20 protein-coding genes are annotated in these 24,971 nt (G+C 38.4%); 17 read left to right on the forward strand and 3 right to left on the reverse strand.

All coding sequences use genetic code 11. The features are described from left to right. Window positions 1-20 precede the first annotated feature (20 nt). Window positions 21-1,427 carry a tRNA uridine-5-carboxymethylaminomethyl(34) synthesis GTPase MnmE gene (gene mnmE / locus P176_RS0113830; protein ID WP_026755261.1) on the forward strand — a complete coding sequence of 469 codons (1,407 nt, stop codon included), beginning with the start codon at window positions 21-23 and terminating at the stop codon, window positions 1,425-1,427. A gap of 50 nt (window positions 1,428-1,477) precedes the next feature. Here mnmE and P176_RS19500 read toward each other — a convergent pair whose 3' ends face one another. Further along, a complete protein-coding gene (locus P176_RS19500; RefSeq protein ID WP_051605605.1) occupies window positions 1,478-3,097 on the reverse strand; it encodes a DUF6377 domain-containing protein in 1,620 nt (539 codons plus the stop codon). Window positions 3,098-3,524: 427 nt separating this feature from the next. Here P176_RS19500 and P176_RS19505 point away from each other — a divergent pair, with 427 nt between their 5' ends. The 9 genes from P176_RS19505 to P176_RS0113880 all read left to right on the forward strand — a co-directional run bounded on the left by P176_RS19505 (window position 3,525) and on the right by P176_RS0113880 (window position 17,370). Further along, window positions 3,525-6,464, forward strand: a complete 2,940-nt coding sequence (locus P176_RS19505) for a TonB-dependent receptor (protein ID WP_231481258.1) — start codon at window positions 3,525-3,527, stop codon at window positions 6,462-6,464. Window positions 6,465-6,471: 7 nt separating this feature from the next. Continuing rightward, window positions 6,472-7,965, forward strand: a complete 1,494-nt coding sequence (locus P176_RS0113845) for a RagB/SusD family nutrient uptake outer membrane protein (RefSeq protein WP_026755262.1) — start codon at window positions 6,472-6,474, stop codon at window positions 7,963-7,965. Window positions 7,966-8,057: 92 nt separating this feature from the next. Further along, window positions 8,058-9,446 (forward strand): SusF/SusE family outer membrane protein, encoded by a 1,389-nt coding sequence (locus P176_RS20065; protein ID WP_051605501.1) that lies wholly within the window; start codon window positions 8,058-8,060, stop codon window positions 9,444-9,446. 20 nt (window positions 9,447-9,466) lie between these two features. Further along, complete coding sequence (locus P176_RS0113855) at window positions 9,467-10,849, forward strand: alpha-amylase family glycosyl hydrolase (protein ID WP_026755263.1); 1,383 nt, start codon at window positions 9,467-9,469, stop codon at window positions 10,847-10,849. Between the two features lie 14 nt (window positions 10,850-10,863). Further along, window positions 10,864-13,038, forward strand: a complete 2,175-nt coding sequence (locus P176_RS0113860; protein WP_081820722.1) for a glycoside hydrolase family 97 protein — start codon at window positions 10,864-10,866, stop codon at window positions 13,036-13,038. 52 nt (window positions 13,039-13,090) lie between these two features. Continuing rightward, the gene (locus P176_RS20800) at window positions 13,091-15,616 is read left to right on the forward strand and encodes a discoidin domain-containing protein (RefSeq protein ID WP_051605503.1); all 2,526 of its coding nucleotides are present in this window, start codon (window positions 13,091-13,093) and stop codon (window positions 15,614-15,616) included. A gap of 436 nt (window positions 15,617-16,052) precedes the next feature. Next, window positions 16,053-16,277 carry a type II toxin-antitoxin system ParD family antitoxin gene (locus tag P176_RS0113870; RefSeq protein WP_026755265.1) on the forward strand — a complete coding sequence of 75 codons (225 nt, stop codon included), beginning with the start codon at window positions 16,053-16,055 and terminating at the stop codon, window positions 16,275-16,277. Further along, window positions 16,277-16,570, forward strand: coding sequence for a type II toxin-antitoxin system RelE/ParE family toxin (locus P176_RS0113875; RefSeq protein WP_026755266.1), 294 nt, complete (start codon window positions 16,277-16,279; stop codon window positions 16,568-16,570). The genes P176_RS0113870 and P176_RS0113875 overlap by 1 nt, the downstream gene beginning before the upstream one ends. 212 nt (window positions 16,571-16,782) lie before the next feature. Next, entirely contained in the window at window positions 16,783-17,370 is a 588-nt protein-coding gene (locus P176_RS0113880; RefSeq protein WP_026755267.1) for a DUF6642 family protein, read from the forward strand. A gap of 95 nt (window positions 17,371-17,465) precedes the next feature. On the opposite strand, the gene P176_RS0113885 is transcribed toward P176_RS0113880, so the two are convergent. After that, the gene (locus P176_RS0113885; RefSeq protein WP_026755268.1) at window positions 17,466-17,939 is read right to left on the reverse strand and encodes a DinB family protein; all 474 of its coding nucleotides are present in this window, start codon (window positions 17,937-17,939) and stop codon (window positions 17,466-17,468) included. Between the two features lie 167 nt (window positions 17,940-18,106). Next, window positions 18,107-18,274 carry a hypothetical protein gene (locus tag P176_RS0113890; RefSeq protein ID WP_156033091.1) on the reverse strand — a complete coding sequence of 56 codons (168 nt, stop codon included), beginning with the start codon at window positions 18,272-18,274 and terminating at the stop codon, window positions 18,107-18,109. Between the two features lie 384 nt (window positions 18,275-18,658). Between P176_RS0113890 and P176_RS19520 the strand changes: the two genes are divergently transcribed. The 7 genes from P176_RS19520 (at window position 18,659) to P176_RS0113925 (ending at window position 24,832) form a co-directional block, all read left to right on the forward strand. Further along, window positions 18,659-19,273, forward strand: coding sequence for a 2Fe-2S iron-sulfur cluster-binding protein (locus P176_RS19520; protein ID WP_081820723.1), 615 nt, complete (start codon window positions 18,659-18,661; stop codon window positions 19,271-19,273). Window positions 19,274-19,322: 49 nt separating this feature from the next. Beyond that, the gene (locus P176_RS0113900) at window positions 19,323-20,309 is read left to right on the forward strand and encodes a xanthine dehydrogenase family protein subunit M (protein WP_026755270.1); all 987 of its coding nucleotides are present in this window, start codon (window positions 19,323-19,325) and stop codon (window positions 20,307-20,309) included. A gap of 30 nt (window positions 20,310-20,339) precedes the next feature. Further along, the gene (locus P176_RS0113905; RefSeq protein ID WP_037348949.1) at window positions 20,340-22,517 is read left to right on the forward strand and encodes a xanthine dehydrogenase family protein molybdopterin-binding subunit; all 2,178 of its coding nucleotides are present in this window, start codon (window positions 20,340-20,342) and stop codon (window positions 22,515-22,517) included. Between the two features lie 201 nt (window positions 22,518-22,718). Beyond that, complete coding sequence (locus P176_RS0113910; RefSeq protein WP_026755272.1) at window positions 22,719-23,177, forward strand: mobile mystery protein A; 459 nt, start codon at window positions 22,719-22,721, stop codon at window positions 23,175-23,177. Then, on the forward strand, window positions 23,168-23,767 hold the full coding sequence (locus tag P176_RS0113915; protein WP_026755273.1) for a mobile mystery protein B: 600 nt from the start codon (window positions 23,168-23,170) through the stop codon (window positions 23,765-23,767). The genes P176_RS0113910 and P176_RS0113915 overlap by 10 nt, the downstream gene beginning before the upstream one ends. An 8-nt stretch (window positions 23,768-23,775) precedes the next feature. Continuing rightward, a complete protein-coding gene (locus P176_RS0113920) occupies window positions 23,776-24,123 on the forward strand; it encodes a molybdopterin cofactor-binding domain-containing protein (protein ID WP_026755274.1) in 348 nt (115 codons plus the stop codon). 208 nt (window positions 24,124-24,331) lie between these two features. Continuing rightward, window positions 24,332-24,832, forward strand: coding sequence for a CIA30 family protein (locus P176_RS0113925; RefSeq protein WP_026755275.1), 501 nt, complete (start codon window positions 24,332-24,334; stop codon window positions 24,830-24,832). The last annotated feature ends 139 nt before the right edge of the window (window positions 24,833-24,971 follow it).

Below are 24,971 nucleotides of genomic sequence, written 5' to 3' on the forward strand. Positions count from 1 at the left end.
TTTTTGTACAAATTATAATCATGATTTACAACGATACGATCATCGCCCTTGCAACCGCGTCTGGAAATGGTGCTATTGCCGTGTTAAGACTCTCTGGAGCAGAAGCTATTGACTTGGCAAATGCTCATTTTAGATCGATTCATAGCGGTAAATCACTTAAAACCCAAAAATCACATACGGTTCATTTAGGGCATGTTTTGGATGACCAAAGAATCATTGATGAGGTGTTGGTGACGTTGTTTAAAAATCCACACTCGTATACAGGTGAAGATGTTGTGGAAATTTCCTGTCATGGGAGTACTTATATTCAACAGGAAATTCTTCAATTATTTCTTCGGAAAGGCTGCCGTATGGCCAACGCAGGAGAATTTACCTTAAGAGCATTTTTAAACGGAAAATTAGATTTGTCTCAAGCTGAGGCGGTGGCCGATTTGATAGCCAGTGATAACGAGGCGTCCCATCAAGTGGCGATGCAGCAAATGCGTGGCGGCTTCTCTTCGGAAATTGCAAAACTTAGAGAAGAGCTCTTAAATTTTGCCTCTCTGATAGAGTTGGAGTTGGATTTTGCAGAAGAAGACGTTGAGTTTGCCGATCGTACACAATTTAAGCAGCTGGTAGACCGCATCACCTTTGTGTTAAAACGATTGATCGATTCTTTTGCCGTTGGGAACGTGATTAAAAACGGTATCCCTGTGGCCATTGTTGGAGAGCCCAATGTGGGCAAATCTACTTTATTAAATGCCTTGCTCAATGAAGAACGTGCTATTGTTTCTGAAATTGCCGGAACCACCAGAGATACTATAGAAGATGAAATTTCGATAGGCGGGATGGGCTTTCGATTTATTGATACCGCAGGCATAAGAGAAACAGAAGATGTTGTAGAATCCATTGGGATTAAAAAGACCTTCGAAAAAATAGCCCAATCGCAAGTGGCGATTTACCTTTTTGATGCTACCGAATTTGCAGATAAAGGCGAACGATTTAAAGTAGAGTTAGAGAAAATAAAGAATAAATACCCGCTGAAACCCTTATTGGTGCTTGCCAATAAAATTGATAAGTTGTCTGAGACTGAGCGCGAAAATTTAGAAGTGGCCTTAAGCGCTATTGAGGGCTCGCAACATATCATGATTTCCGCCAAAACGGGCGATGGGGTAGAACAACTTACCGATTCGCTTCTCAACCTGATCAATACTGGTGCCTTGCGTAACAATGAAACCATTGTGACCAATTCTCGCCACTATGATGCGCTTTTAAAGGCCTTTGAAGAAATTCAGAAAGTAAAAGAAGGATTGGAAACAGAGCTTTCGGGAGATTTATTGGCCATTGATATCCGTCAGGCTTTATATCATTTTGGTGAAATCACAGGGGAGATTACCAATGACGATTTACTGGGTAATATTTTTGCTAATTTTTGTATTGGGAAGTAATTTCGAAATACACCATTTCTCATACCGTAAGAACTAATAAAATTGCGTCATTAAACAATTGATTCATTATTGGCAAATTGTCTAATCTCCATAATCTTGTCTTCAAAATTATCTTTAAAGTTGGATTTGCTTTTCACGCGGGTTTTATAGGAATATATAGTGGCTACTGACAATTCCAGAAAATCTGCCACTTGGGTACTATCCTGAACACCTAATCGATATAGTGCAAAAATGCGCATTTCATTATTTAAAGACACTTGAGTGCGCAATAAAACACGTTCTTTTTCTGGAAAAAGACTATCATAATCTTCTTTAAAGGACGGGAAAAGTTTCAAAAATACTTGGTCAAACTGCTGAAAAAGATGTGCTCTCTCCTTTTTTACACTATACTTCTTAAGTATTTGGACGACTTCTTCAGGACGTTTCGCCATGATTTTATGCAAGGTGTTTTTCTGAAGTTGATCCATTTTATGAATAAAACCTGAAGTGACCTTTAAAAAGTAAGTAATATACTCTTGCTTTATGGTATCTACTTCCTTTAAATTGTTGTTAAGCTCCTGAAGTTTAAGGTTGGATGCCGCAAGAATGCGCCTTGATGCATTTCTAGCCTTCAATTGCTTAAAGATAATCACCAGAAAAATGACCACCAAAAGTGCCAAAATGGATAGTACAATAACAATTTGTGTCAACGTATTTTTTTGAGCTTCCGTTTTTTGAATTTGTGCTTTTTCAATGATTGGAAGTATTGCAGAAATTTCAGTTTTACGATGGCGTGCATTGTAGAATGTAGCATCTTCCATGGCAATAGAAATGTAGCGGTTTGCTTTTTTTAATTCGCCCAACTCAAAGAGTTCACTTGCCAAATTACGGATGGCTACCGTTTCTTTGGTAGCACTTTCAATATCTGCTATAGCGGCGCGTGCCAAATACTCCATATTTTTTTCATTGTCACCCAATACTGAATATACATACGCTAAGGATGAAGTAGCAATGGCTTTGTAGTGCGAAGGTAAATTGAAGTGTTCTATCCAATATATAAAGGCCTCTTTCGCTCCTTCCCAATCCTCTTGTTTTAAACGCTTAAGACTTTCTGTATTCCAGTATTCATTAGAATTTGGTTCCACATAAATCAAGGCTTGATCTAAAAACGCATTACCCTTTTGTATGTAATTCTGGCTAAAACGATAATCTGCAGTATAATCTGACAAATCATAAAATGTTCGCGCTTTCACAGCATAATATTCAAACTTGGAGGAATCTGGTAATCGTATAGGGTCAATACTTTCCAAGCTATCAATAGCTTCTTTGAATAATCCTGAGGACATGAGTACAAAGCCCTCTTTTATTTTAACATTGTAGAGTTTTAATGTATCCTTTAAAAGTAATGCTTTTGATTTTGCCTGATCCAAATAGTAATATGCAGAGTCATAATCAAATGACCGATATTCCTTAAACAAAGAAAGATTGTCTTGGTATATCTTGACTTGATCTTCATAATAAACATGTTTGCCCAATTGTTTTTTAATAGTGGCAATACGATTGTTTTTCTTCTGAATATAAACATCTTTTTTACTGATGGCTAATTCCAATTCATTCATAATCGCATCTTTCTGAAAACCAAAAGATGGAATTACAGCGAGAAGACAAACAAAAACTAGAATATGTTTCAAATAATTATTTAACATAAAAATAGTAATAAGAAAAAAAGAGTTGTTCTTTTTTAAGAAACCAACAAATTACACGAGGTTATTTTACAAATATAGCATAAAATAAATCTTGATTTTTGAAAAAATAACCTTGATCGATAGTTCTTCATAAATTTCATAAAAAATTGAAAAACAAATAGTTAAAAAAAAATTTAACAAAATATTTTCTTGATTTTATATTACTACTTTTTATTTCAGTCAAGGTTGTGTCTATTTTTGAAATGTTACGAAAACGTTAACGTCATAAAAGACTAACTCACTATCTATAATTCAGTTTATCTAAAATAAACCTAGATGAACACCATATTATCTGTAATTCATGAAAAAAAGACGACTTACCAATCGCAATCATTTTTTAGTTTCAACAAAGTTGATACTGCTATTTATAACAATGATTGGCTCACCTTTATTTGCTGTAAATTCTAATGATTTATCGTTTGAAACAGTAACAATACAACAAATTACTGTTACAGGAAAAGTAATAGATGAATACGGAATGCCACTACCCGGAGCCAATGTTATAGAAAAGGGCACTTCTAATGGTGTGGCCACAGATATTGATGGAAATTTCAGTATTAATGTGCTTGATAGCTCTTCCATTCTTGTCATCTCTTATGTTGGTTATCAACCAAAAGAAATTATTTCTTCCAATACACTTGCACCCATTCAATTGGAAGCTGACGCCAGCGCTCTTGATGAAATTGTAGTAGTAGGTTACGGATCTACCAAACGAAGAGATGTGACTGGTGCTGTAGCATCAGTATCAGAAAAGGATATGAACCAAGGCGCCATTACCAGTCCATTACAATTGATTTCTGGTAAAGCTGCAGGGGTTAACATTAACCAAACAGGGAGTGAACCTGGGTCTTCACCAAGTGTTAGAATTAGAGGTATTTCTTCTTTAATTGGCGGTAATGATCCTTTGGTAGTTGTGGACGGTATTCAGGGGAATATGGATTTATTGAGTCAAATTCCTCCAAGTGAAATTGCTTCAATTGACATTTTAAAAGACGCGTCAGCAACTGCTATTTATGGATCCAGAGGTGCAGCTGGTGTCATTATAGTAAGCACAAAAAAGAATAAAGCAGGAATGACGACATTACAATATGTGGGAAGTTCTTCTATTGATTATATACCTAAAAAGTTGGACATGCTAGGTGCAGACCAATGGTGGGCACAAGCTCAGCTTTCAGGGGTTCCCGCTTCTGCCAACCATGGCTCCAATACGGACTGGTACAATTTATTGACACAAACCGGATCAACCCAGACTCATACGCTTTCTTTTGGAGGCGGAGCAGACAAGTTTAACTATCGTGCTTCAGTTAGTGCAATCTTACAAGAAGGTGTGGTTATCAATTCAAAAAACCAAAAATATATTGGTAGAATTGTGGCCACTCAAAAAGCGTTGGATGATAATTTGACCTTGACTTACAACCTGAACAGCGGTATTGTTGAAAACACTGGAACCGTTCAAAGTATTGGACGTGCTTCTTTTACATCAAATTTAATTACAAATGCTTATTTGATGCGTCCTACAGATCCTGTATTTGATATTGATGGTAGTTATTTTAATGACCCTAATGTATTTCAATACCTCAACCCTTATGCCGTAGCGCAAACCGTCGTAAACGAAGGCCAGCAAGACAACTTATTTGGCAGTTTAAAGGCTGATTTAAAGATCTATGAGGATTTAACCCTAGGCTGGTTTGGAAGCTGGCGTAAAACCAACAACACTAATGGCTTCTTTCTTCCAGTAGAATCTACAAGTGCCAGTGCCATTGACCAAAACGGATTTGCCAACATAAACAATAGCAAGCAAAATGAGAAACTGATGAACATCAGCCTGAGCTATAAAAAGACATTTGGGGAGCATAATCTCAATGCTTTGGCTCTGTATGAGTGGCAAAACCAAACTTATCAAGGTAATTACGCGCAAGCAAGAGGGTTTATAAACAATATAGCCACCTACAATGCGCTCCAATTGGGTGATTTATCAAACGTAAGACCTGGAGATATTTCTTCATACAAAAATGACCGTACGCTAATTTCCTTTTTAGGCCGTGTCAATTACTCTTTTATGGATCGTTACTTACTGACGCTAAGTATGAGACGTGATGGTTCTTCCGTTTTTGGAGCGAATCATAAATGGGGCAACTTTCCATCAGCATCTGTAGCCTGGCAAATAGATCAAGAGCCTTTTATGGAAAACCAAACTGTTTTTGAACAGCTAAAACTACGTGGTGGCTATGGTGTGACTGGTAACCAACAAGGTTTATATCCTCAAAATTCATTGTCCCTAGTGGGTGGTTCAGGAGTAACCTATTTTGGCGGACAGCAAATCACAAACTTTAATGTGGTTCAAAATGCGAATGCCGATTTACGCTGGGAAACCAAAAAACAGACCAATATAGGGGTGGATTTTTCACTTCTTGACAGTCGTCTGCGCGGAACAATTGATGTTTATACCGCCACAACTGACAATCTATTATTTGATTATACCGTACCACAACCTCCTTATCCGTATCCTTCTATTAAAGCCAATGTAGGAAGTATATTAAATCAAGGTCTAGAAATTTCTCTTGCTTATGACTTAATTGATAAGGAAGACATGACCCTAACCTTGGCAGGAAATGTGTCGTTTCTTAAAAATGAGGTTAAAAGTTTAAGTGGCAGCATCAACGGTGTGCCGTTAAATACAAACTACGTGCCTTGGGGCCCAAGTTCTTATTTGATAGAGGGACAGCCTATTGGTACGTTCAATATTTTACATCATACAGGTAGAGATGATTCCAATGCTGAAACTGTTCAAGATGTTAATGGCGACGGCATTATTGATCAGGGCAACCGAAGTCCTGACCGCATGCTGCAAGGTTCAGCACTACCAACTTACACCTACGCCTTCAACCCAACATTTCGATATAAAAACTTTGATGTTTCTATGTTGTGGAGAGGTTCTGGAGGAAATAAAATCTATAATAGTTTAAAATCGAGCTTAAGTTATTTAGAAAATATAGGGCGATCCAATGTTTTAGAAAGTGCGGTTGATCTTGGTATTTATACCTCTCAATACGGTTCTGATCTTTGGTTGGAAAAAGGAGATTTCTTAAGGCTCGAAAACTTAACCGCTGGATATACTTTTGACTTTAAAGATGTAAAATATTTAGATTCTGTAAGGTTATCAATTACAGGAAACAACCTCATATTAATCACCGATTATTCAGGAATTGATCCCGAACTTAACTTTACAGGCGGCAATGGCTTTGGTGGAGATAATGGCATTTATCCACGTACAAGAAGCTTTGTTATCGGCTTAGATGTGAAATTAAATTAAAATGAAAATGAAAAGAAAAAACGTAGTATTAATAGGATTCTTAAGCGTCCTATTAGTGGTTGCTTGTACCAACGTAGATGAGAATGTTTATGACAAGTACGAATCAAATGAATTTTACGGAACTCCAGAAGGTTCTGATGTGGCGTTGGCAGCAGTTTACGCTCAAGTTGCCGGCAATTGGGGTGGTGTAGGCTATGCAGGAGCTGATAATGGTTGGTATGACATGAACACCATGAGCTCTGACGAGCAGGTCATTCCACATAGAAATACTGGCGATTGGCAATTGGATTTTGCACGCATGTTTAAACACCAATGGCTACCTTCTGATTTGATGGTCAATAACACCTGGAATTGGCTTTACAGATCCATCTTTAATGCCAATTTAGCCGTAGAGCAATTGGTAAACGCAGATGCTGATCCTTCAAAAATTGCTGAAGCAAAAGTGCTGAGGGCATTCTTCTATTATCTATTGATGGATGATTATGGCAATGTGCCTTTTTACACAGAAAACAATATTACCGTTGATCAAATTCCCCAAGCAAACAGATCTGAAGTTTATGATTTTATAGTAACAGAATTGACTGAAAACGTTGACTTGCTTTCCACCGAAAAAGGTGGCAATTATTATGGGCGCTTCAATAGATGGGCGGGTTACACCTTATTGGCCAAAGTGTATCTCAATGCTGAAGTTTACACTGGTACACCACAATGGCAAGCATGTTTAGATGCTTGTGAAATTATAAGTGGAGGTGGTTTTTCATTGCATACCTCAGCTGAAAATGCCTCAAGTCCATTCGAATCTCAATACTATGATCTTTTTGGTGATGTATTGCCAGAAGACGAAACTATTTTGGCCATGTACGCCAGTGTCAACATTGTATCTAGAAACATCTATGGAATTAGATCCCTTTTTGGACCTCATGCACAAGCCGTATTTGGCTATAGCGGATGGAACGGCACCATTGTTCCAACACAATACTTTCTTCAATATGATGAAAATGATATTAGAAGAAAGCAATTCATTTACGGTCCACAACCTGGAGGTGTCAATTATTCTTTGAATGTCACATCTCTTGACGACCCTGGAGCCGCACCACAAGCAGGAGTTAGAGGTCTAAAATTCTATCCAGCAGGTACTATGGATGGTGGCGGTGCTTCCAACGATTTCCCAATGTATAGATATGCCGATATTTTATTGATGCAAGCAGAATGCCATGTGCGTTTAGGAAATACTTCTGCGGCCAAACCATTTGTTGATATGGTGAGACAACGCGCAGGACTTGATGCCTTGGAAGGAGACCCTACAATCACTGATGTTTATAATGAAAGAACTTTTGAACTCAACTGGGAAGGTCATAGAAGACAAGATATGATCCGTTTTGGAACATTTTTACAGCCAAATGAATTTAGAAGTGCTTCAAGTGAATTCAGAAAGCTATTCCCAATCCCAACCTCAGCTTTGGATGCCAACCCAGGGTTAGAGCAAAATCCAGGTTACTAAAACTAAATGTCATGAAAAGAACATCACCAAGATTTAGTCTTAAACGCTAAAGAAAGGTATGCTAATTATATGACCGATAAAAAACACTAAAAATGAAAACATTCATAACCAAACTATTTACTATTAGCCTAGTGCTATTTGCTTTTGCTTCTTGTGATGATGATGCAGAATTAACGACCTTGGAGTTTGTCAGCTTTCCTGCAGCAATAGAGGCCACACCAAACACTATAGTTCTGTCTACAGAAAACAATTCAGAATCTGTAATGACCGTTTCTTGGCCAGAGGTTCAGTTTCCTATTGAAGCACCTGTAACCTATACCTTGGCTATGGATGTAGCTGCAGATACTTTTGGTGAAAATGGCTGGGCAAACGCTATTAGAATCCCTGTGGGAGAAGATGTATTGAGCACTTCAATATTAGGGAATGATTTAAATGATTATGTGGCAACTTTAGGTTTGATGCCAGATGTTGAAGGCGAAGTAATGCTTCGTGTTGAAGCTTATATGGACCGCTATGTTTATTCAGAACCTATTACAGTTGAAGTGACGCCTTACGTTGAAGAAATTGCGTCTGGAGAACTTTACATACCAGGAGCCTATAATGCTTGGGATGCTTCTACAGCAGCAAAACTATCGGCAATAGCGACAGGTGTTTACCAAGGTTATTTGACAGTAAACGCACCTCAAAATTTAGCTTTTAAAGTTACTCCAGAACAGGATTGGGACGAATTTTATGGTTTGGACGTCAACGGTAATTTTGCTTTAGGAGCAGATGGTGATTTATTGCTTCCAGACGTTGGATCCTATCAAATTACCGTCAACCTGAACACTTTAACTTATACCATTTTACCTTATTCGTGGGGCATTATTGGACCTTCTACTGCAAATGGTTGGGATGCTGATACAGACATGAGCTACAATTATACCTCACAAGAATGGGAGTATACAGGCTTATTGGCTGCAGGATCGCTAAAATTTAGGCTAAATAATGAATGGGCCGTCAATTATGGTACTGAAAACGGCAATAGTGGCGAAATTGAAAATGGCGAAGTTTATCTTGATAATCCTGGAGCCCATGCAATTGTTGAGGGTGGATTCTATAAAGTAAGCTTTTCTGTCAATCCAAACGACCCTGAAATTGCTATTTATTCTGTAAGCAGTATCTCTTATTCATGGGGAATTATTGGTGATGCCACTCCAAGTGGATGGGATGCCGATACAGATATGACCTACGATTTTGAAATTTCAAAATGGACCTTTACAGGCAACCTAGTTCCAGGAGCATTAAAATTCAGACTCAATGATGAATGGACAACCAATTATGGTACAGAAGATGGCAACAGCGGCAATATTGTTGATGGCATCATGTATTTAGATAATCCTGGAGCACATAGTATTACTGAAGCAGGAAATTATGAAATTACTTTTAGTACAGATCCAGATAGTCCTGCCACCGCAATCTATTCCGTTACACAGCTATAATTTAAAAACTAAAAAATTCAATGAAAAATCTATTCTTAAATATCCTATTTACACTGTGTTCAATCACAGCTTTGACATCTTGTGGTTCTAATGATGATGGTACCGCTGATTCATCCCAGTATGATCAGTATGGTACCCCATTCTCTAACATGCCACAACCAAAAGATGCCATCATCTATCAAGTTAATTTAAGAGCTTTCAGTGCTGAAGGCACTATCAATGGTGTAAGAGAACGTTTAGAGCATATCCAATCTCTTGGCGCCAATGTTATTTATTTGATGCCCATTTATCCTGTTGGTGTTTTGAATTCTGTGGGAGAATTGGGCTCTCCATATTCTGTTAGAGACTATAAATCAGTTGGCGCAGAATATGGAACCTTACAAGATTTACGAGCTTTGGTTGATGAAGCGCACAGTATGAATATGGCGGTTATTTTAGATTGGGTAGCCAACCACACCTCATGGGATAATGCATGGATAACTGAGCATCCAGAATGGTATCTCAAAGATGAAGATGGAAATATAACGCCGCCTCCAGGAACTGGCTGGAACGATGTTGCCCAATTGGACTTTGATAATACCGAAGTAAGGGAAGCCATGATTGATGCCATGTGCTATTGGGTATACAATGCCAATATTGATGGATTTAGATGTGATTATGCTGATGGGGTTCCACAAACTTTTTGGGCAGATGCAGTTAGTACAGTAAGATCTATAAAAAACCAAGAGATGCTAATGCTGGCTGAAGGAACACGAAACAATCATTTTAATGCTGATTTTGATTATACTTTTGGTTTCAGGTATTTTGATGCACTTAAAAACGTCTTTTCTGAAGGTGAACCTGCATCATCACTACAAAATGCAAATGCCGAAGAGTATGCCAATAATTATAACAATGATGATCGTATAGTACGTTATACCACAAATCATGATGTCAATATTACAGACGGTAGCCCAATAGAGCTTTTTGGTGGAAAACCAGGTTCTATGGCTACATTTGTAGTTACTGCGTATATGAAATCTATCCCAATGATCTACAATGGTCAAGAAATTGGCTACGCACCACGCATTCCATTTTTTAACCAAACCCCAATTGATTGGAGTACTGCTGATGCTGATATTTTTGCACAATACCAACAAATCATTGACTTCAGAAAAAATAGTGAAGCTATAAAAACCGGTGTTTATAATGGCTACAGCAGCAATGCCATTTCTGCGTTTACCATGAAAACCGATACCGATACCGTTTTGGTGCTTTCCAATTTAACCAATGGCAATGTCAATTACACTGTACCACCATCGTTAGTTGGAGATTCTTGGATCAATGCTTTTACAGACCAGTCCATGGCATTGAGCTCCCAAATTGCCTTAAGCCCTTACGAATATATCGTATTAAAAAAATAATCTTAATTCAACACATGTCTTACCTATCAAGATTTTCATTAAAATCCGTGGCACAAGGTGCTTTCACTTTACTGTTAATTGTGAGTTTTAACCATGGATTCTATGCGCAAACCATCACCTCCCCCAATAACAATCTATCCCTCTCCTTTGAAGTAAACTCTAATGGCGTACCATTTTATCACTTTGAATACAAAGGCAAGCCTGTTATCAAACCTAGTACTTTAGGAATTGAAGTCAAAGACCAACCGTCATTTATGGAAGGTTTTGAAATTGAGAGCTCCGAAGAAACTTCAGTTGATACCAATTGGGAACCTGTTATGGGCGAAGAAAAAACCATTAGAAACAATTACACAGAACTGTTGGTAACCCTAAAACAGCCGCAACACAATAACAGAAAGTTGAAAATTAGATTTCGGTTGTTCAACGATGGACTTGGATTTCGCTATGAATTTCCAAAACAAACCAACCTAAATTATTTCGTCATAAAAGAAGAACACACAGAGTTTCAATTATCGGGTAACCATAAAATATTCTGGATTCCTGGAGATTATGATACCAATGAATATGCCTATACCACTTCGAAAATAGCTGAAATCCCAAAATTGATGGAAAAAGCAACGGTCTTTATCAGCGCTCAACACCCCATCAAAGAGTTGGCCGTTCAAACACCTTCTATGATGAAAACAGATGATGGATTATACATTAATATCCATGAAGCTGCATTGGTGAATTATCCTGCAATGTCCTTAAGTGTGGATGCAGAAAATTATAAAATGAGTTCCCATCTAACTCCAGATGCCGTGGGCAATAAAGGCTATATGCAAACAAATGCCCAATCACCATGGCGAACAATTGTAGTTAGTGATAAAGCAACTGATGTTTTGGCTTCAAAACTGATATTGAACCTTAACGAACCTACCTCTTACAAAGATGTCTCATGGATTAAACCCATGAAATACATAGGTGTTTGGTGGGAATATTTTGTGGCAGGGAAAAGCACTTGGGCATACGGCACAGAAACCAATGTAAAATTAGATCAGGATTTCAGCAAGCTTACACCTAATGGAAAACATGGCGCCACTAACGAGCGTGTTAAATCTTATGTTGATTTTGCATCTAAACATGGTTTTGATGCCGTTTTGGTAGAAGGATGGAACATTGGCTGGGAAGATTGGATTGGCAATTGGAAAGAAAATGTATTTGATTTTGTAACTCCATATCCTGACTTTGACGTGGAAGCCATGCGAGATTATGCAGTATCAAAAGGAGTGAGAATCATGATGCATCATGAAACGTCTGCCTCTGCAACAAATTATGAACGCCGCTTGGATAGAGCATTTCAGTTTATGGAAGACAACAATTACAATGCTGTAAAAACAGGTTATGTAGGGCAAATCATCCCAAGAGGAGAACATCATGATGGGCAATGGATGGTTAACCATTACATTCATGTGGCAAAACGCGCTGCAGATTACCAAATCTTGATCAACAGCCACGAAGCCGTAAGACCAACCGGACTGCACAGAACCTATCCAAACTGGATTGCACAAGAATCAGCAAGAGGAACAGAATTTGAAGCTATGGGAGGTCTAGCTCCAGAACATACCACAATTTTGCCTTTTACAAGGCTTATGGGAGGACCAATGGATTATACTCCAGGAATTTTCCAAACAGATTTGACGTATTATAACACTGGTGGTAATCAGCGCGTCAACACAACGCTAACCAAGCAATTGGCGTATTATGTCACCATGTACAGCCCTTTGCAAATGGCAGCAGATATTCCTGATAACTATGAGCGTTTTCCTGACGCGTTTCAGTTTATAAAAGATGTAGCGCTAGATTGGGATGCGTCTTATTTTCAAGAAGCTGAACCTGGAGATTACATCACTATTGCCAGAAAGGCAAAAGGCAAAAATGAATGGTATGTCGGTGGGATTACAGATGAAAACTCAAGAACAGCAGCCCTTGATTTTTCATATTTACCAAAAGGAAAAAAATACATCGCCACTATTTATGCTGATGCCAAAGATGCCAGTTGGAATAAAAATCCACAAGCTTACACCATCAAAAAAGGCATAGTTACCAATAAAAGCAAATGGAGCCAATTCATTGCACCGGGTGGCGGATTTGCAATAAGCATCAAAGAAGCTGATGCATTAGAATTAAAATCTTTGAAAAAACTATAAAAGCTATGCGCTTTGAGGTGCATCTATTTAATACTAATTAAACTAATAAATTATGAGAAAAATTACCTTTTTAATTATCTGTTTATTGAGCTTATTCTCAGCCAACGCTCAATTTGATTCGATGGCAATTGTTGGTGACGGTGTGGGCGGATGGCCAACAGGTGATGCAGGCGAAGTAGACACTCATCAAATGAGCTCAACTGATGGTATCAACTGGAGTATTAATAACTTAGAGACCACAAGCGGGTCTGTAAAGTTTAGAGCAGAAAATTCGTGGACAAATAATTGGGGAGGTGCCTTCCCCGAAGGGGTTGCGGTTGCCGATGGAACTAATATTTCAACACCAGTTGGCATTTATGATGTGACTTTTAATAGTAATACACTAGAATTTAGTTTTACGGTGTCAAACATCTATCCAGTAATAAGTCTTACAGGTCCAGGTGTTGGTGGTAACACGGTAGATATTGATCTGGGAACTACCGATGGAATTCAATATTTCGGAAATAATATTACTATTGATGGTGAAGTGAAATTTCGTCAAAACCATGACTCAGCAGAAGGTATCTGGGAACCATTAACGTTCCCTTCAGGGACTGCAATTTATAATGGTTCTGGGGCACTCAATGTGCCTGGCAATAGTTATAGAGTTACGTTTAATCTGAATACTTTAGAATATGCTTTTGAGTATTTAAGCATTGCAATTGTAGGATCTAGTACACCTCAAGGTTGGCCGTCTGATCCTCAAATAGACGAGCATGTAATGACTACTATCGACGGAATCCATTATATTATTAATAGTCTGACTTTGACAACAGGTGCAGTTAAGTTTAGACAAAATAATAGTTGGGAAGTGCAATGGGGTGGAGACGGAGGATTTCCTTCGGGAACTGGATCACTAAGTGGAGAAGATATTAATGTAGCCGCAGGAGATTACAGCATTATGCTGAATAGATTAACTGGAGCTTATAATTTTGATGGGCCAATTGGTTATGCCTCTGTTCCAAACTGTACACTTATACCGGTCATTTCAACTACAGCATCTTCGGGAAATGCGCTGCTCGCAACAGATGGTGATAGCAGTACAAAATGGGAAAGTTCATTAGAAGAGGATCAAAGTTTAACGTTAGATTTAGGATCGCCAAATACTATAAATGCTGTAACTATAGATTGGGGTATAGCAAGTGCAAATAATTATTTTTTAAGTGGATCTGTTGATGGCACTAACTGGACAGAAATTGCTGAAAAAAGTAATATGAATTACGGTGCTCGTACTGATGTTATTAACGTCAATGCAGAGTTTCGCTGGCTTAAAGTGGATGGTGTATCACCTAATACGCAAAATGGATATGCTATCTATGAGATTAACGTTTGTGGTACATCAATAATAGACAATTCTAAACGTATTCTATTTGTTGGAAATAGTTATACATATTATAATGCAATGCCATTTATGTTGCAAGATATCGCTGCTTCTATGGGTGATGAGTTAGTAGTGCAAAGCAATACTATAGGAGGAACAAGTCTTGAGTCACACTACGAAAATTCTGGAACTACAGATAGAATCGAAGAAGGTAATTGGGATTATGTGGTACTTCAGGATCAAAGCCAACGTCCTGCTCTTGAAGAAGAATATGTAGCAACACATACATTTGCATTTGCAACTCTGCTTGTAGATATGGTTCATGATTATAGCCCTTGTGCAGATTTGTTTTTCTATCAAACTTGGGGTCGAGAAAACGGTGATGCTCAAAATTGTCCAACCATACCAGAAGTATGTACTTACTTAGGCATGGATGAACGTTTACAGGAGCGTTATACCCAAATGGCAAATGATAATGATGCGATGCTTTCACCTGTAGGAAGAGTTAGACGTGAAATAAGAGAATTATATCCAGAAATTGATCTTTATGTAGATGATGAAAGTCATCCAACATTAGTAGGTTCATACGTATCTGCAGTAACTTTTAATACAGTTATTTTTCGTAATGACCCAACGTTGATTACATATAACAGTACATTGGATGAGACGGTTGCTGACCAAGTGAAAGCGGTTGTAAAATCAATTGTTTTTGATAATTTTCAAGATTGGAATGTAGGGGTTTATGACCCTCAGGCCATATTTAGCTATGAAACTACGGGAAATACGGTTTTATTCACAAATAATTCTGCAAACGGGATAAGCTATTTGTGGGACTTTGGTGACGGTACAACATCTACCGAGGAAAATCCACAGCATATTTATGATGGTTCAGGGCCTTATACTGTTACGCTCACCGTAACGAATTGTAGTCGTCAGAGTGCTGCTTCACAGACAGTGACAACTTTAAATACCTCTGGTTTTTTTGAGCAAAAATTTGTTGCTTATCCTAACCCAACAACAAAGACATGGCATATTAATACGTCAGGTATGGCTATCAGTACTATTACTATTACAGATATTATGGGGAAAGTGGTATTGAGATTAAGTCCTAAAAGTAATAATGTGAAAATTGATGCCGCAACGTTAAGTAAAGGTGTTTACTTTGCAAGAGTTAGTGATGGTAGGGCGACAGAAACCTTAAAACTTGTAAAGAATTAATCAAATAAAATTAGTTAGTCTATTGATCTAGTTTTTCGAAAACCGTTTCAAATTAACGTTTGACACGGTTTTTTTTGCGTCTTTATTTTTTACGATGTTTCTTTTGAGAAATATTCATTCAAACAAGGTTTGAAGAAGCCGCAAAAAGGAATAGAAAATAAAAAATTCTATTATTTAGATTGATTACCTGAGCCTCGCAGAAATTATCTCATTTAAATTCCTTGTCTTAAAGGTGACTTATCCAAAAAGAAGTTTATGGTGTTTTTTTTTTTTTTTTTTTTAAATATTGATAGTGAGGTGAATAAGTTTCGATAAGGCATCTCGTTAGAGCTAAAAAGCTAGTTGATTTGCTGGGTAATATTTTTGCTAACTTTTGCATCGGTATTTAGTCTTCTAAATTAAATTATCTATATTTATCAAATATAGATATTTTGTTATGAATATTAGTTTCACGAAAAAACAGGAAGAATATATCTCCAAGCAAGTTGCTTCAGGAGAATACCAAAATAATAGCGAGGTCATACGAGATGCATTAAGACTTCACGGAATCTATCGCGAAAAAGTTATCCAAGATTTACGAAAGGAAATTGAATTGGGCTGGGATGGCCCGGATAGTTCGATGACAATGGATCAAATTATTGAATCCAAGAAAAAATCTTGATGAATCATTATATCTTATCTAAAAAAACTCAGGAAGATATTGAAGCGATTTATGAGTTTGGAGTTTACAAGTTTGGACAAGATCAGGCTCTAAATTATTTAATAGAACTGCGTAATCACTTTGAGCTTCTTTTAAAAAATCCTGAGATAGGTAAACAACGTGATGAAATTAAAGATGGACTTTACAGTTTTCCATATGCTTCACATATCATCTTTTATCGCATTGTAAAAAAGCATTTAAGGATTGTTAGAGTATTACACGGAAGTAGAGATTTGAGGAAGTTCTTAAAATAAAATACAGATAGAAAATGGTACAATTTATGTTCTTCCAATTACAAGCCATAAACAAAGGAAAATTACATAGTATTTTATCAAAAAGTAATTAAAAGCACCAAATGATACCACCAATCTAACTACCCTAGCAAAACCTATTGTTGCTTAGTATCAAAGCATGCACCTCTTTTTTCTCTATTTTTAAAACTTTTAAAAAGTGATTCAATTCAACAATGCATACACTAGAAGTTCCCAATACAGATATTGAAAATTTTATTTACTGTCTAGAGGTCGTTCCCGATATTGATACTGCCGAAAGCACCGAAGTGGTTAAAATTCTGGAAGACATCGCCTTAAATCAAAACATTAGTAGTATTTACAAAGCATGCGACACCATTGAAGGTTTAGAGGAAAGTTTAAGCTATTTGCTTTATGACGACCATAACTTTGATGGCTACGAAATTATCTATCTGGTATTACCGGGAGAGGCAAACAATATTTTAATCAATGACTATTATTATAGCATAGAGGAGATTGCAGAACTCTTTGAAGGTAAAATGGGTGGTAAAATCATACACTTTGCCAATAAAAAGGTCCTAGATCTCACGGATGAGGAGTCTCAATATTTTCTCGATGTTACTGGTGCTCGAGCTATATCTGGCTACGGGTTTCCTTCTGAAAACATGTCCAGTGCCTTTACCATAGATCGGGTGTTTTTCAGTCAGTTTTATGAGAATGATGATTTAAGGGAAGTGGTGGAAACTATGTTTCGGAAGCATTACAATTTGTGTAAAATGCTCGATTTTAGATTGTATTATTGATCAAAGTGGTATTCGCCGCAACTATAAAATGATAGGCTTAGAATAGAAACCCCATAATTTAGGGACGCTAATTTCTCAGCGATTGGTATTGGTTTTTATTGTAAGCCTTGCAGGCGTAGGAGCATGGCCAATTGACCAATATGATAAGAATTGTGTTCTATCACTAACAGCAATTCCCGAATTAAAGTATGATTTTCACTATGCTTGACCGGTTTTAATAGGTCATTTTGTTCATCTCCAATAAAATCTGCTAGCTTTTTCCGCTCAGTAAAAAAAGAACTTTTGAGCGATTCCCAAGCTTCATTGTTTTCTGGTGATTGTTCTCTAGGCCAATAATCATCTGGCCAATCATGGCTCGTGTATGCGTCGGCAGCGCAATAATCCAAAATATCTTTCTGGGCAAATCTAATATGGTAAAAAAGCTCGTAAAACGAATAGGGTAAACCGTAAGATCGCTCACCTAATTTTTCAAAATCAATGGCTTCCAGAAATTTTGAGATATTTGAAAATGCCGCTCCACCCTCAAGATGTTTAATTACAATGTGGCGCAACGCCTGTTCATTAGTCATATGTTGTTCTCAAGTTAATTCTTAAAATAGTACCGCACCGTGTTTGTGATGCGTCTACAATTAATTATTTCGGAAATGTAATAAAAAAAACCTGCTCCGTAATGCGGGGCAGGTGAATTGGGGCGTAAAGGCAAATATAACCTCTCGCTAAAGACGGTCATAAGACGTCAATTTTCTTTATATCCTTCATCGCCTTGTGGAGGGTGATCGTAACCACCGTTGGAATCTTTGCGCTTGTGAGAATTTTTGTTCACGTCTATTTGGTTTGAATTCTCATCGGAATTCTTAGTCTGTTTGTTTTTTTCTTCACTCATGGTTTCAATGTTTTTGTTCAAAAAATAATTTAAAAACATTCTGGAAGATGGCTTAGGGCAATTGCATTTAAAATGGACTCAAAAGCTAAAGCATGAGTCTTGAGATGTGTTAACATGCCAGTTTTATAGTCGCCCAAATAATGAGATTATTTTAGTCAAGCGTCTACATAGATCTATAAAACATTAGAATCTTTTAAAGTTTTTAGATCATTAAAGTCAAGTTTTTCACGTTTTAAAGCAATACATCTTCAAGAAAATGGAGTACTTGTCAAGCCATATCTTAAGCTCAAGCCTAGTTGTTGATTTTTGAAAAAATTCACTTAAATTTATAAGTGTCAATTCATTAGAGCTTATCACGTGCTATAGGCTATTTTGCTTTTACCAACCCATTTATTTGCGCAACCCATGAAAAACAAACCCACCAAGAATCCATTTCTTTTAAATGAGATCAACGTCACGCTCAAAGTCAATAGTACCAAGCAATCCCTCACTTTAGATTCCAGAACCAGTTTGCTGGATGCCTTACGAGAGCATCTTGCGCTCACGGGCACTAAAAAAGGTTGTGATCATGGGCAATGTGGTGCCTGCACCGTCATCATGGATGGAAAGCGTCAGTTGTCTTGTTTAACCTTAGCGGCAACTTGCGACGGTGCCGAAGTGACTACTGTGGAAGGATTGGCTAAAAAGAATGAGCTGCATCCCTTGCAAGCGGCTTTTGTCAAACATGACGGATTTCAATGTGGCTATTGCACACCGGGCCAAATCTGTTCCTCTGTAGCGCTTTTGGAAGAGGCTAAAAATGGTGAGGCCAGTTATGTTACAGAAGATGTGAGAACCATCCAAAAAGATTTAAAGCTTTCCGAAGAAGACATTAGAGAACGACTTTCAGGAAATATCTGCCGTTGCGGTGCCTACAATAATATCGTTCAGGCATTTAAAGAAGTGCATTCTGGTGATGATGAAAAACCGACTTGGGAATTTGCTACCGAATCCCAAATGAAAAACGCCAAAAGCCACTAAACGTTTCCTATTTCAGCAGTAATCCTTACCAATTTTAAAGACGTAACCCATGAGACCATTTACATATACAGGCGCCAAAAGCAAAGACGAGGCACTACAGGCATTTCACAACAGCTCCCATTATTTAGCTGGCGGTACCAATTTAATTGATTTGATGAAAGAGCACGTGGCCCAACCAGAACAGTTAATTCAAGTGAAGAACCTTAAATTTAAAAACATTAGTGCCAATAAAAAGGGTGGCTATACTTTAGGCGCCATGCTAAGCAATGCAGACACGGCCAATCATAAAGACATTCGTAGCCACTATCCGCTCTTATCTATGGCAATGCTCTCTGCAGCAACGGCACAAATCCGTAATATGGCCACCAACGGCGGCAACTTGTTACAGCGTACCCGATGTCCCTATTTTTTTGAAACGTCCATGCCCTGCAACAAACGAGAACCAGGATCTGGTTGTGGTGCTTTAAAAGGAATGAATGCCCAACACGCTATTTTTGGGTATAGTGAGGCTTGTATTGCCACCCATCCGTCAGACATGTGCGTGGCGCTTGCAGCCATTGGAGCAACGGTTGAGGTGCAACAACGCGACGGGAATTCTAGGCACATTGACTTTTCAGAGTTTCATCGTCTGCCTGGAGACCAACCCGAAAAAGACACCAATTTAGAAACAGGGGAGTTAATCACTGCCATCCATCTTCCCAAACCTGTGTTGTCAAATCACTATGCCTATGTGAAAATACGAGAACGGTCTAGCTATGCCTTTGCGTTGATTTCGGTGGCGGCAGGGTTTCAAATAGAAAACGATAAAATTTCAGAGATTGGATTGGCCATGGGCGGTGTGGCGCACAAACCTTGGAAACTGACCAAAGCAGAAGATTTCCTATTAGGAAAACAACCAACCGAGGCCAATTTTAAAAAGGCCGCAGATCTCGCCATGGCAGATGCCAAGCCTTTTGAAGACAACGCCTACAAGGTACAAATGGGTAAAAATGCCATTGTTAGAGCGCTTAATGAAGCTAAGGAAAAAGCCGTTTAAAAAGCCATTGGCACAAATTAAACCAACATTATGAAAACAAAAAACGCATCCGGAGTAGGAAACGCCATCAATAGAGTAGAAGGTCAGCTTAAAGTAACAGGCCAGGCGACTTATGCTTCCGAATTTCAAATAGAAAACAAAGTTTACGGTCAAGGGATTAATAGCACGATTGCTAAGGGCGAAATCATTGCGATAGATACTTCCGAAGCAGAACAGTTGAAAGGTGTCCTCAAAATCATTACCTATAAAAATGCCGAGAAATTAAAAGGGTTTGATGAAGAACGGCCCGCATTGGCCACCGATAGTATTGCGCCAGTATTACAAAGCAACAAAGTGCATTACTATGGGGAATATGTTGGTTTTGTGGTTGCTGAAACCTTTGAACAAGCACAATATGCGGCCTCTTTGGTTAAATTTAAGTATAAGGAAGATCCTAAGGCGGTGATCAATTTTGAAACATCGAAATCCAAAGCCTATAAACCGGGCAAAGACTCTGATTATAAACGAGGCGATTTTAAAAAAGGCCTATCGCAAGCTGATACTGTGATAGAACACACCTATCATACGCCCATTGAACACCACCACCCGATGGAACTTCATGCTACCATCGCCAGTTGGAACAATGGCAAAGTACTGGCCTACGCGAGTCAGCAAATTGTGGAAGATGCCGCCATTGCCATTTCAGGAACTTTTTTGATCCCGAAAAAGGATGTACGTGTGGTGGCTCATTATGTGGGTGGCGGTTTTGGTTCTAAATTGAATTTAGAGCGTCACGTCATCATGGCGGTCATGGCCTCAAAAATGGTTGGCAGACCTGTACAAGCAACAGTCACGCGTACTCAAATGTTTACCAATACAGGTATGCGCCAAGCCAATAAGCAAACCGTACAACTGGGTGCTAAAACCAATGGAGAGCTCACCGCATTGTCTCATGATATTTTATCGCATACCTCCACCACGCAGGAGTTTCAAGAACCGTGTGGCTCTATGTCTAAAATGATGTATAAGGTTGCCAATGCCAAGATCTCAGAGCGCTTGATCCCTATGAATTTACAGCAACCCTTTTCTATGAGAGCCCCAGGGGAGGCGACAGGCAGTTTTGCTTTGGAATCTGCCATGGATGAATTGGCGTGGAAACTCGATATGGACCCCATTACCTTTCGGATCAAAAACGATACACAGGAGGATCTGAGCCAAGAAAAACCCTTCTCGTCACGATTGTTGGTAGAATGCCTGAACATTGGTGCTAAGAAATTTGGTTGGGACCAACGCAAAATGAAACCGAGAGCACGTAAAAAAGGCAACTGGCTTATTGGCTACGGGGTGAGTGCAGCTGCTAGAGCCGCTCCTTATAAAGAGACCCACGCCAAAGTGAAATTGCAATTAGAGAACAATACCGTAACGGCCACTTTACAGATGGATGCCACCGATATTGGGACGGGCAGCTATACCATATTAGCACAAACCGTATCAGAATATCTCAACATCCCAGTAGCGCAAGTGGTGGTAGAACTAGGAGATTCAGATTATCCTATCACGCCAGGCTCTGGAGGCTCTTGGGGTGCTGCGTCTTATTGCAATGGCGCACGGTCTGCCTGTGAAAATGCGGTAAAGACCCTCAAGAAAAATCGCAACATCGGCAAAGATGAAACTATTGAAATTTCAGAATTATTAAAGAAAAACCAGCTCACGGCTTTTGAAGCGGAAGGCTTGGCAAAACCCTCGTCCGAATTTGAGAAGCATTCCGTATTTTCATTTGGGGCCAATTTTACAGAGGTCTGGGTAGATCAAGATACTGGCATGTACAAAATTAAGCGCATGCTCAACGTGGGCGCAGCAGGTAAAATCTTAAACCCTAAAACGGCTTACGGACAAGTGATTGGAGGTCTCACCATGGGTGCCGGTATGGTCATTGCCGAACAAACCCGAGTAGAACCTAATTTCGGTAATTTTATTACCCGCTCTTTTGCCGATTACCACGTGCCCGTTAATTTGGATCTGGCCAATATTGATGTGGTCTTTTTACCAGAAGAAGATAAAATTGCCAATAAAATGGGGGTTAAGGGCATTGGCGAACTAGGCATTACCAGTGTAGCCGCATCTATTGCCAACGCTATTTTTAATGCCACAGGAAAACGCATGCGCGATTTACCGATTACCCCAGAAAAGTTATTGATGGCCGAGGTGGAAGATGGGGTTGAGGTTTAAGGATTGCTAACAGAAACCTTTTCGATTTTAGTCACTAAAATTAAAAGTGAATAAGATAAAAGCGAATAGGTTGTAATTGTATTGTAGATAAAATGTAAAGCATAACAATAAAAAGTCAGGGTATAGCCTGACTTTTTATTTGTTTTTGTAAGGCTATAGCCTTACATTTGTGGTTTATTAGTCAGGCTATAACCTTACATTATGAATCGAAAGAAATTACAACTAGAACAATTAAGCCGAAAACAGAACGGTTTTTCTGCTGCTGTAAACGTTGCGCTGCCACCTACTGGATGGCTTAAAGCCGTACGAACCTCTTTGGGAATGTCTTTACAGCAATTAGCGGATAAATTATCTATTACAAGACAAAGTGTTCAGGAAATAGAAAAAAGAGAAAAGGAAGGTCAAATTACCCTCAATAATCTTAAGGAAGCTGCTAATGCATTAGATATGCAATTGGTTTATGGTCTGGTTCCCAAAGATGGCACATTAGAAGATTTGATTGATCGTAAAGCCAAGGAGCTTGCTGTTCGTATCGTATCTAGAACATCAAATAATATGAAACTCGAAGATCAGGAAAACTCTAAGCAACGTATCAAAAAGGCTATTGAAGACCGCACAGCCATCATTAAAGATGAATTTCCAAAAATGCTATGGGATTAGAGGATTTGGACTATATTGAAGGGCAAACGCCCATTGATGAAGAAGAAAAAGAGGGCCTAAAAATAGAAACGATTTCTACCAAAGCTGAATTGGATGAGTTTGAGCAACTCAATATTGAAGATGCTTTGCAATGGATTTTCAGTAAAAAGTTTAAACCCAAACACATATTTTCAGAAAAATTTGTATGCGATTTGCATCAACGTATGTATGGCAATATTTGGGATTGGGCTGGACAATTTAGAAAGACCGATAAAAATATTGGTATTGATAAACATCAAATTTCTGTGCACCTTAAAGTGCTTTGTGACGACGCCCTATTTTGGGTAGAAAATAACACATATCCGCCCGATGAAATCGCCATCCGATTTAAACACCGTTTGGTAAGCATTCATTGTTTTGCAAATGGTAATGGCAGACATAGTAGAATAATGGCTGATATGATTATTGAAAAACTATTTGGTAAGAAGGCTTTTTCTTGGGGTATGAGTGATCTTTCAAATGCAGGTGATGCGCGATCTGCTTATCTTAACGCTGTAAAAAAAGCAGATTTAGAGGAATATCAAGCCTTATTAGATTTTGCAAGGTCTTAGATTCTAAATTGACTTACGGAGAAGTGATTGGAGGTCTCACCATGGGTGCCGGCATGGTCATTGCCGAACAAACCCGAGTAGAACCTAATTTTGGGAATTTTATTACCCGCTCGTTTGCCGATTACCACGTGCCCGTTAATTTGGATCTGGCCAATATTGATGTGGTCTTTTTGCCAGAAGAAGATAAAATTGCCAATAAAATGGGGATTAAGGGCATTGGCGAACTAGGCATTACCAGTGTAGCCGCATCTATTGCCAACGCTATTTTTAATGCCACAGGAAAACGCGTGCGCGATTTACCGATTACCCCAGAAAAATTATTGATGGCTGAGGTGGAAGATGGGGTTGAGGTTTAAACCGTTTTTTTATCAATACATTTTGAATAGCGCATCCAATAGTGATTAAAAATAGTCATCCGAGAGATTAATAAATGAATAGATTTCTGAAGTCCTATATGATATGAGAATTTTAATGTTTACTTTCATCTTAATGACCTCTTGTCTATCCAAGAGCGATAAAACGTTGAATACTTCTGAAACACATCTAAATAACGAACACAATACTATGAGCAAGACAACCATTTATAATTTTGTAGAACAAGGTAAGGGCAAATGGCGCGTTCAGGACGACGTCGTTATGGGAGGCCGTTCTGATAGTCAACTTAAAATGACGGAAGATAGCAGAGCACGATTTTCTGGTCGTATTTCACTTGAAAATGATGGCGGTTTTTGCTCCATTCATCAAACTACCGAAAAAGAGCCTTATGTGATTGCTGAACATTACTCAAACTTTGTACTCACTGTAAAAGGCGATGGAAAGGATTATAATTTTAGGGTAAGAACACCTAAAGGACGCCACTCCTATGCTTTTACGTTTTCTACGGAAGGCGGTTCCGATTGGGAAAAAATCAGCATTCCATTTCATTTGATGGAAGCTACCTTTCACGGTGAACCCGTAGACGTCCCTAATTATAAAGGGGAGAACGTCGTAGAAATGCAATTGTTAATTGGTAACGACAAAGAAGAAACCTTTGAAATTCTTATTGAATCTATAGAAGTCAACTAATTAAGGATTTTAGTCGTTGGTTTTGTTTCGCTGATTTCCAAAGTATTGTGTTGTGGTACTAATTTAGCAATTAAAAACCGAATATAAAATCAGCTCAAATTTTTATAATGAAGCGAGTACTAGCCACACATTTGAGACG

The organism is Sediminibacter sp. Hel_I_10 (assembly GCF_000688335.1).
In the GTDB taxonomy this organism is placed as follows: domain Bacteria; phylum Bacteroidota; class Bacteroidia; order Flavobacteriales; family Flavobacteriaceae; genus Psychroserpens.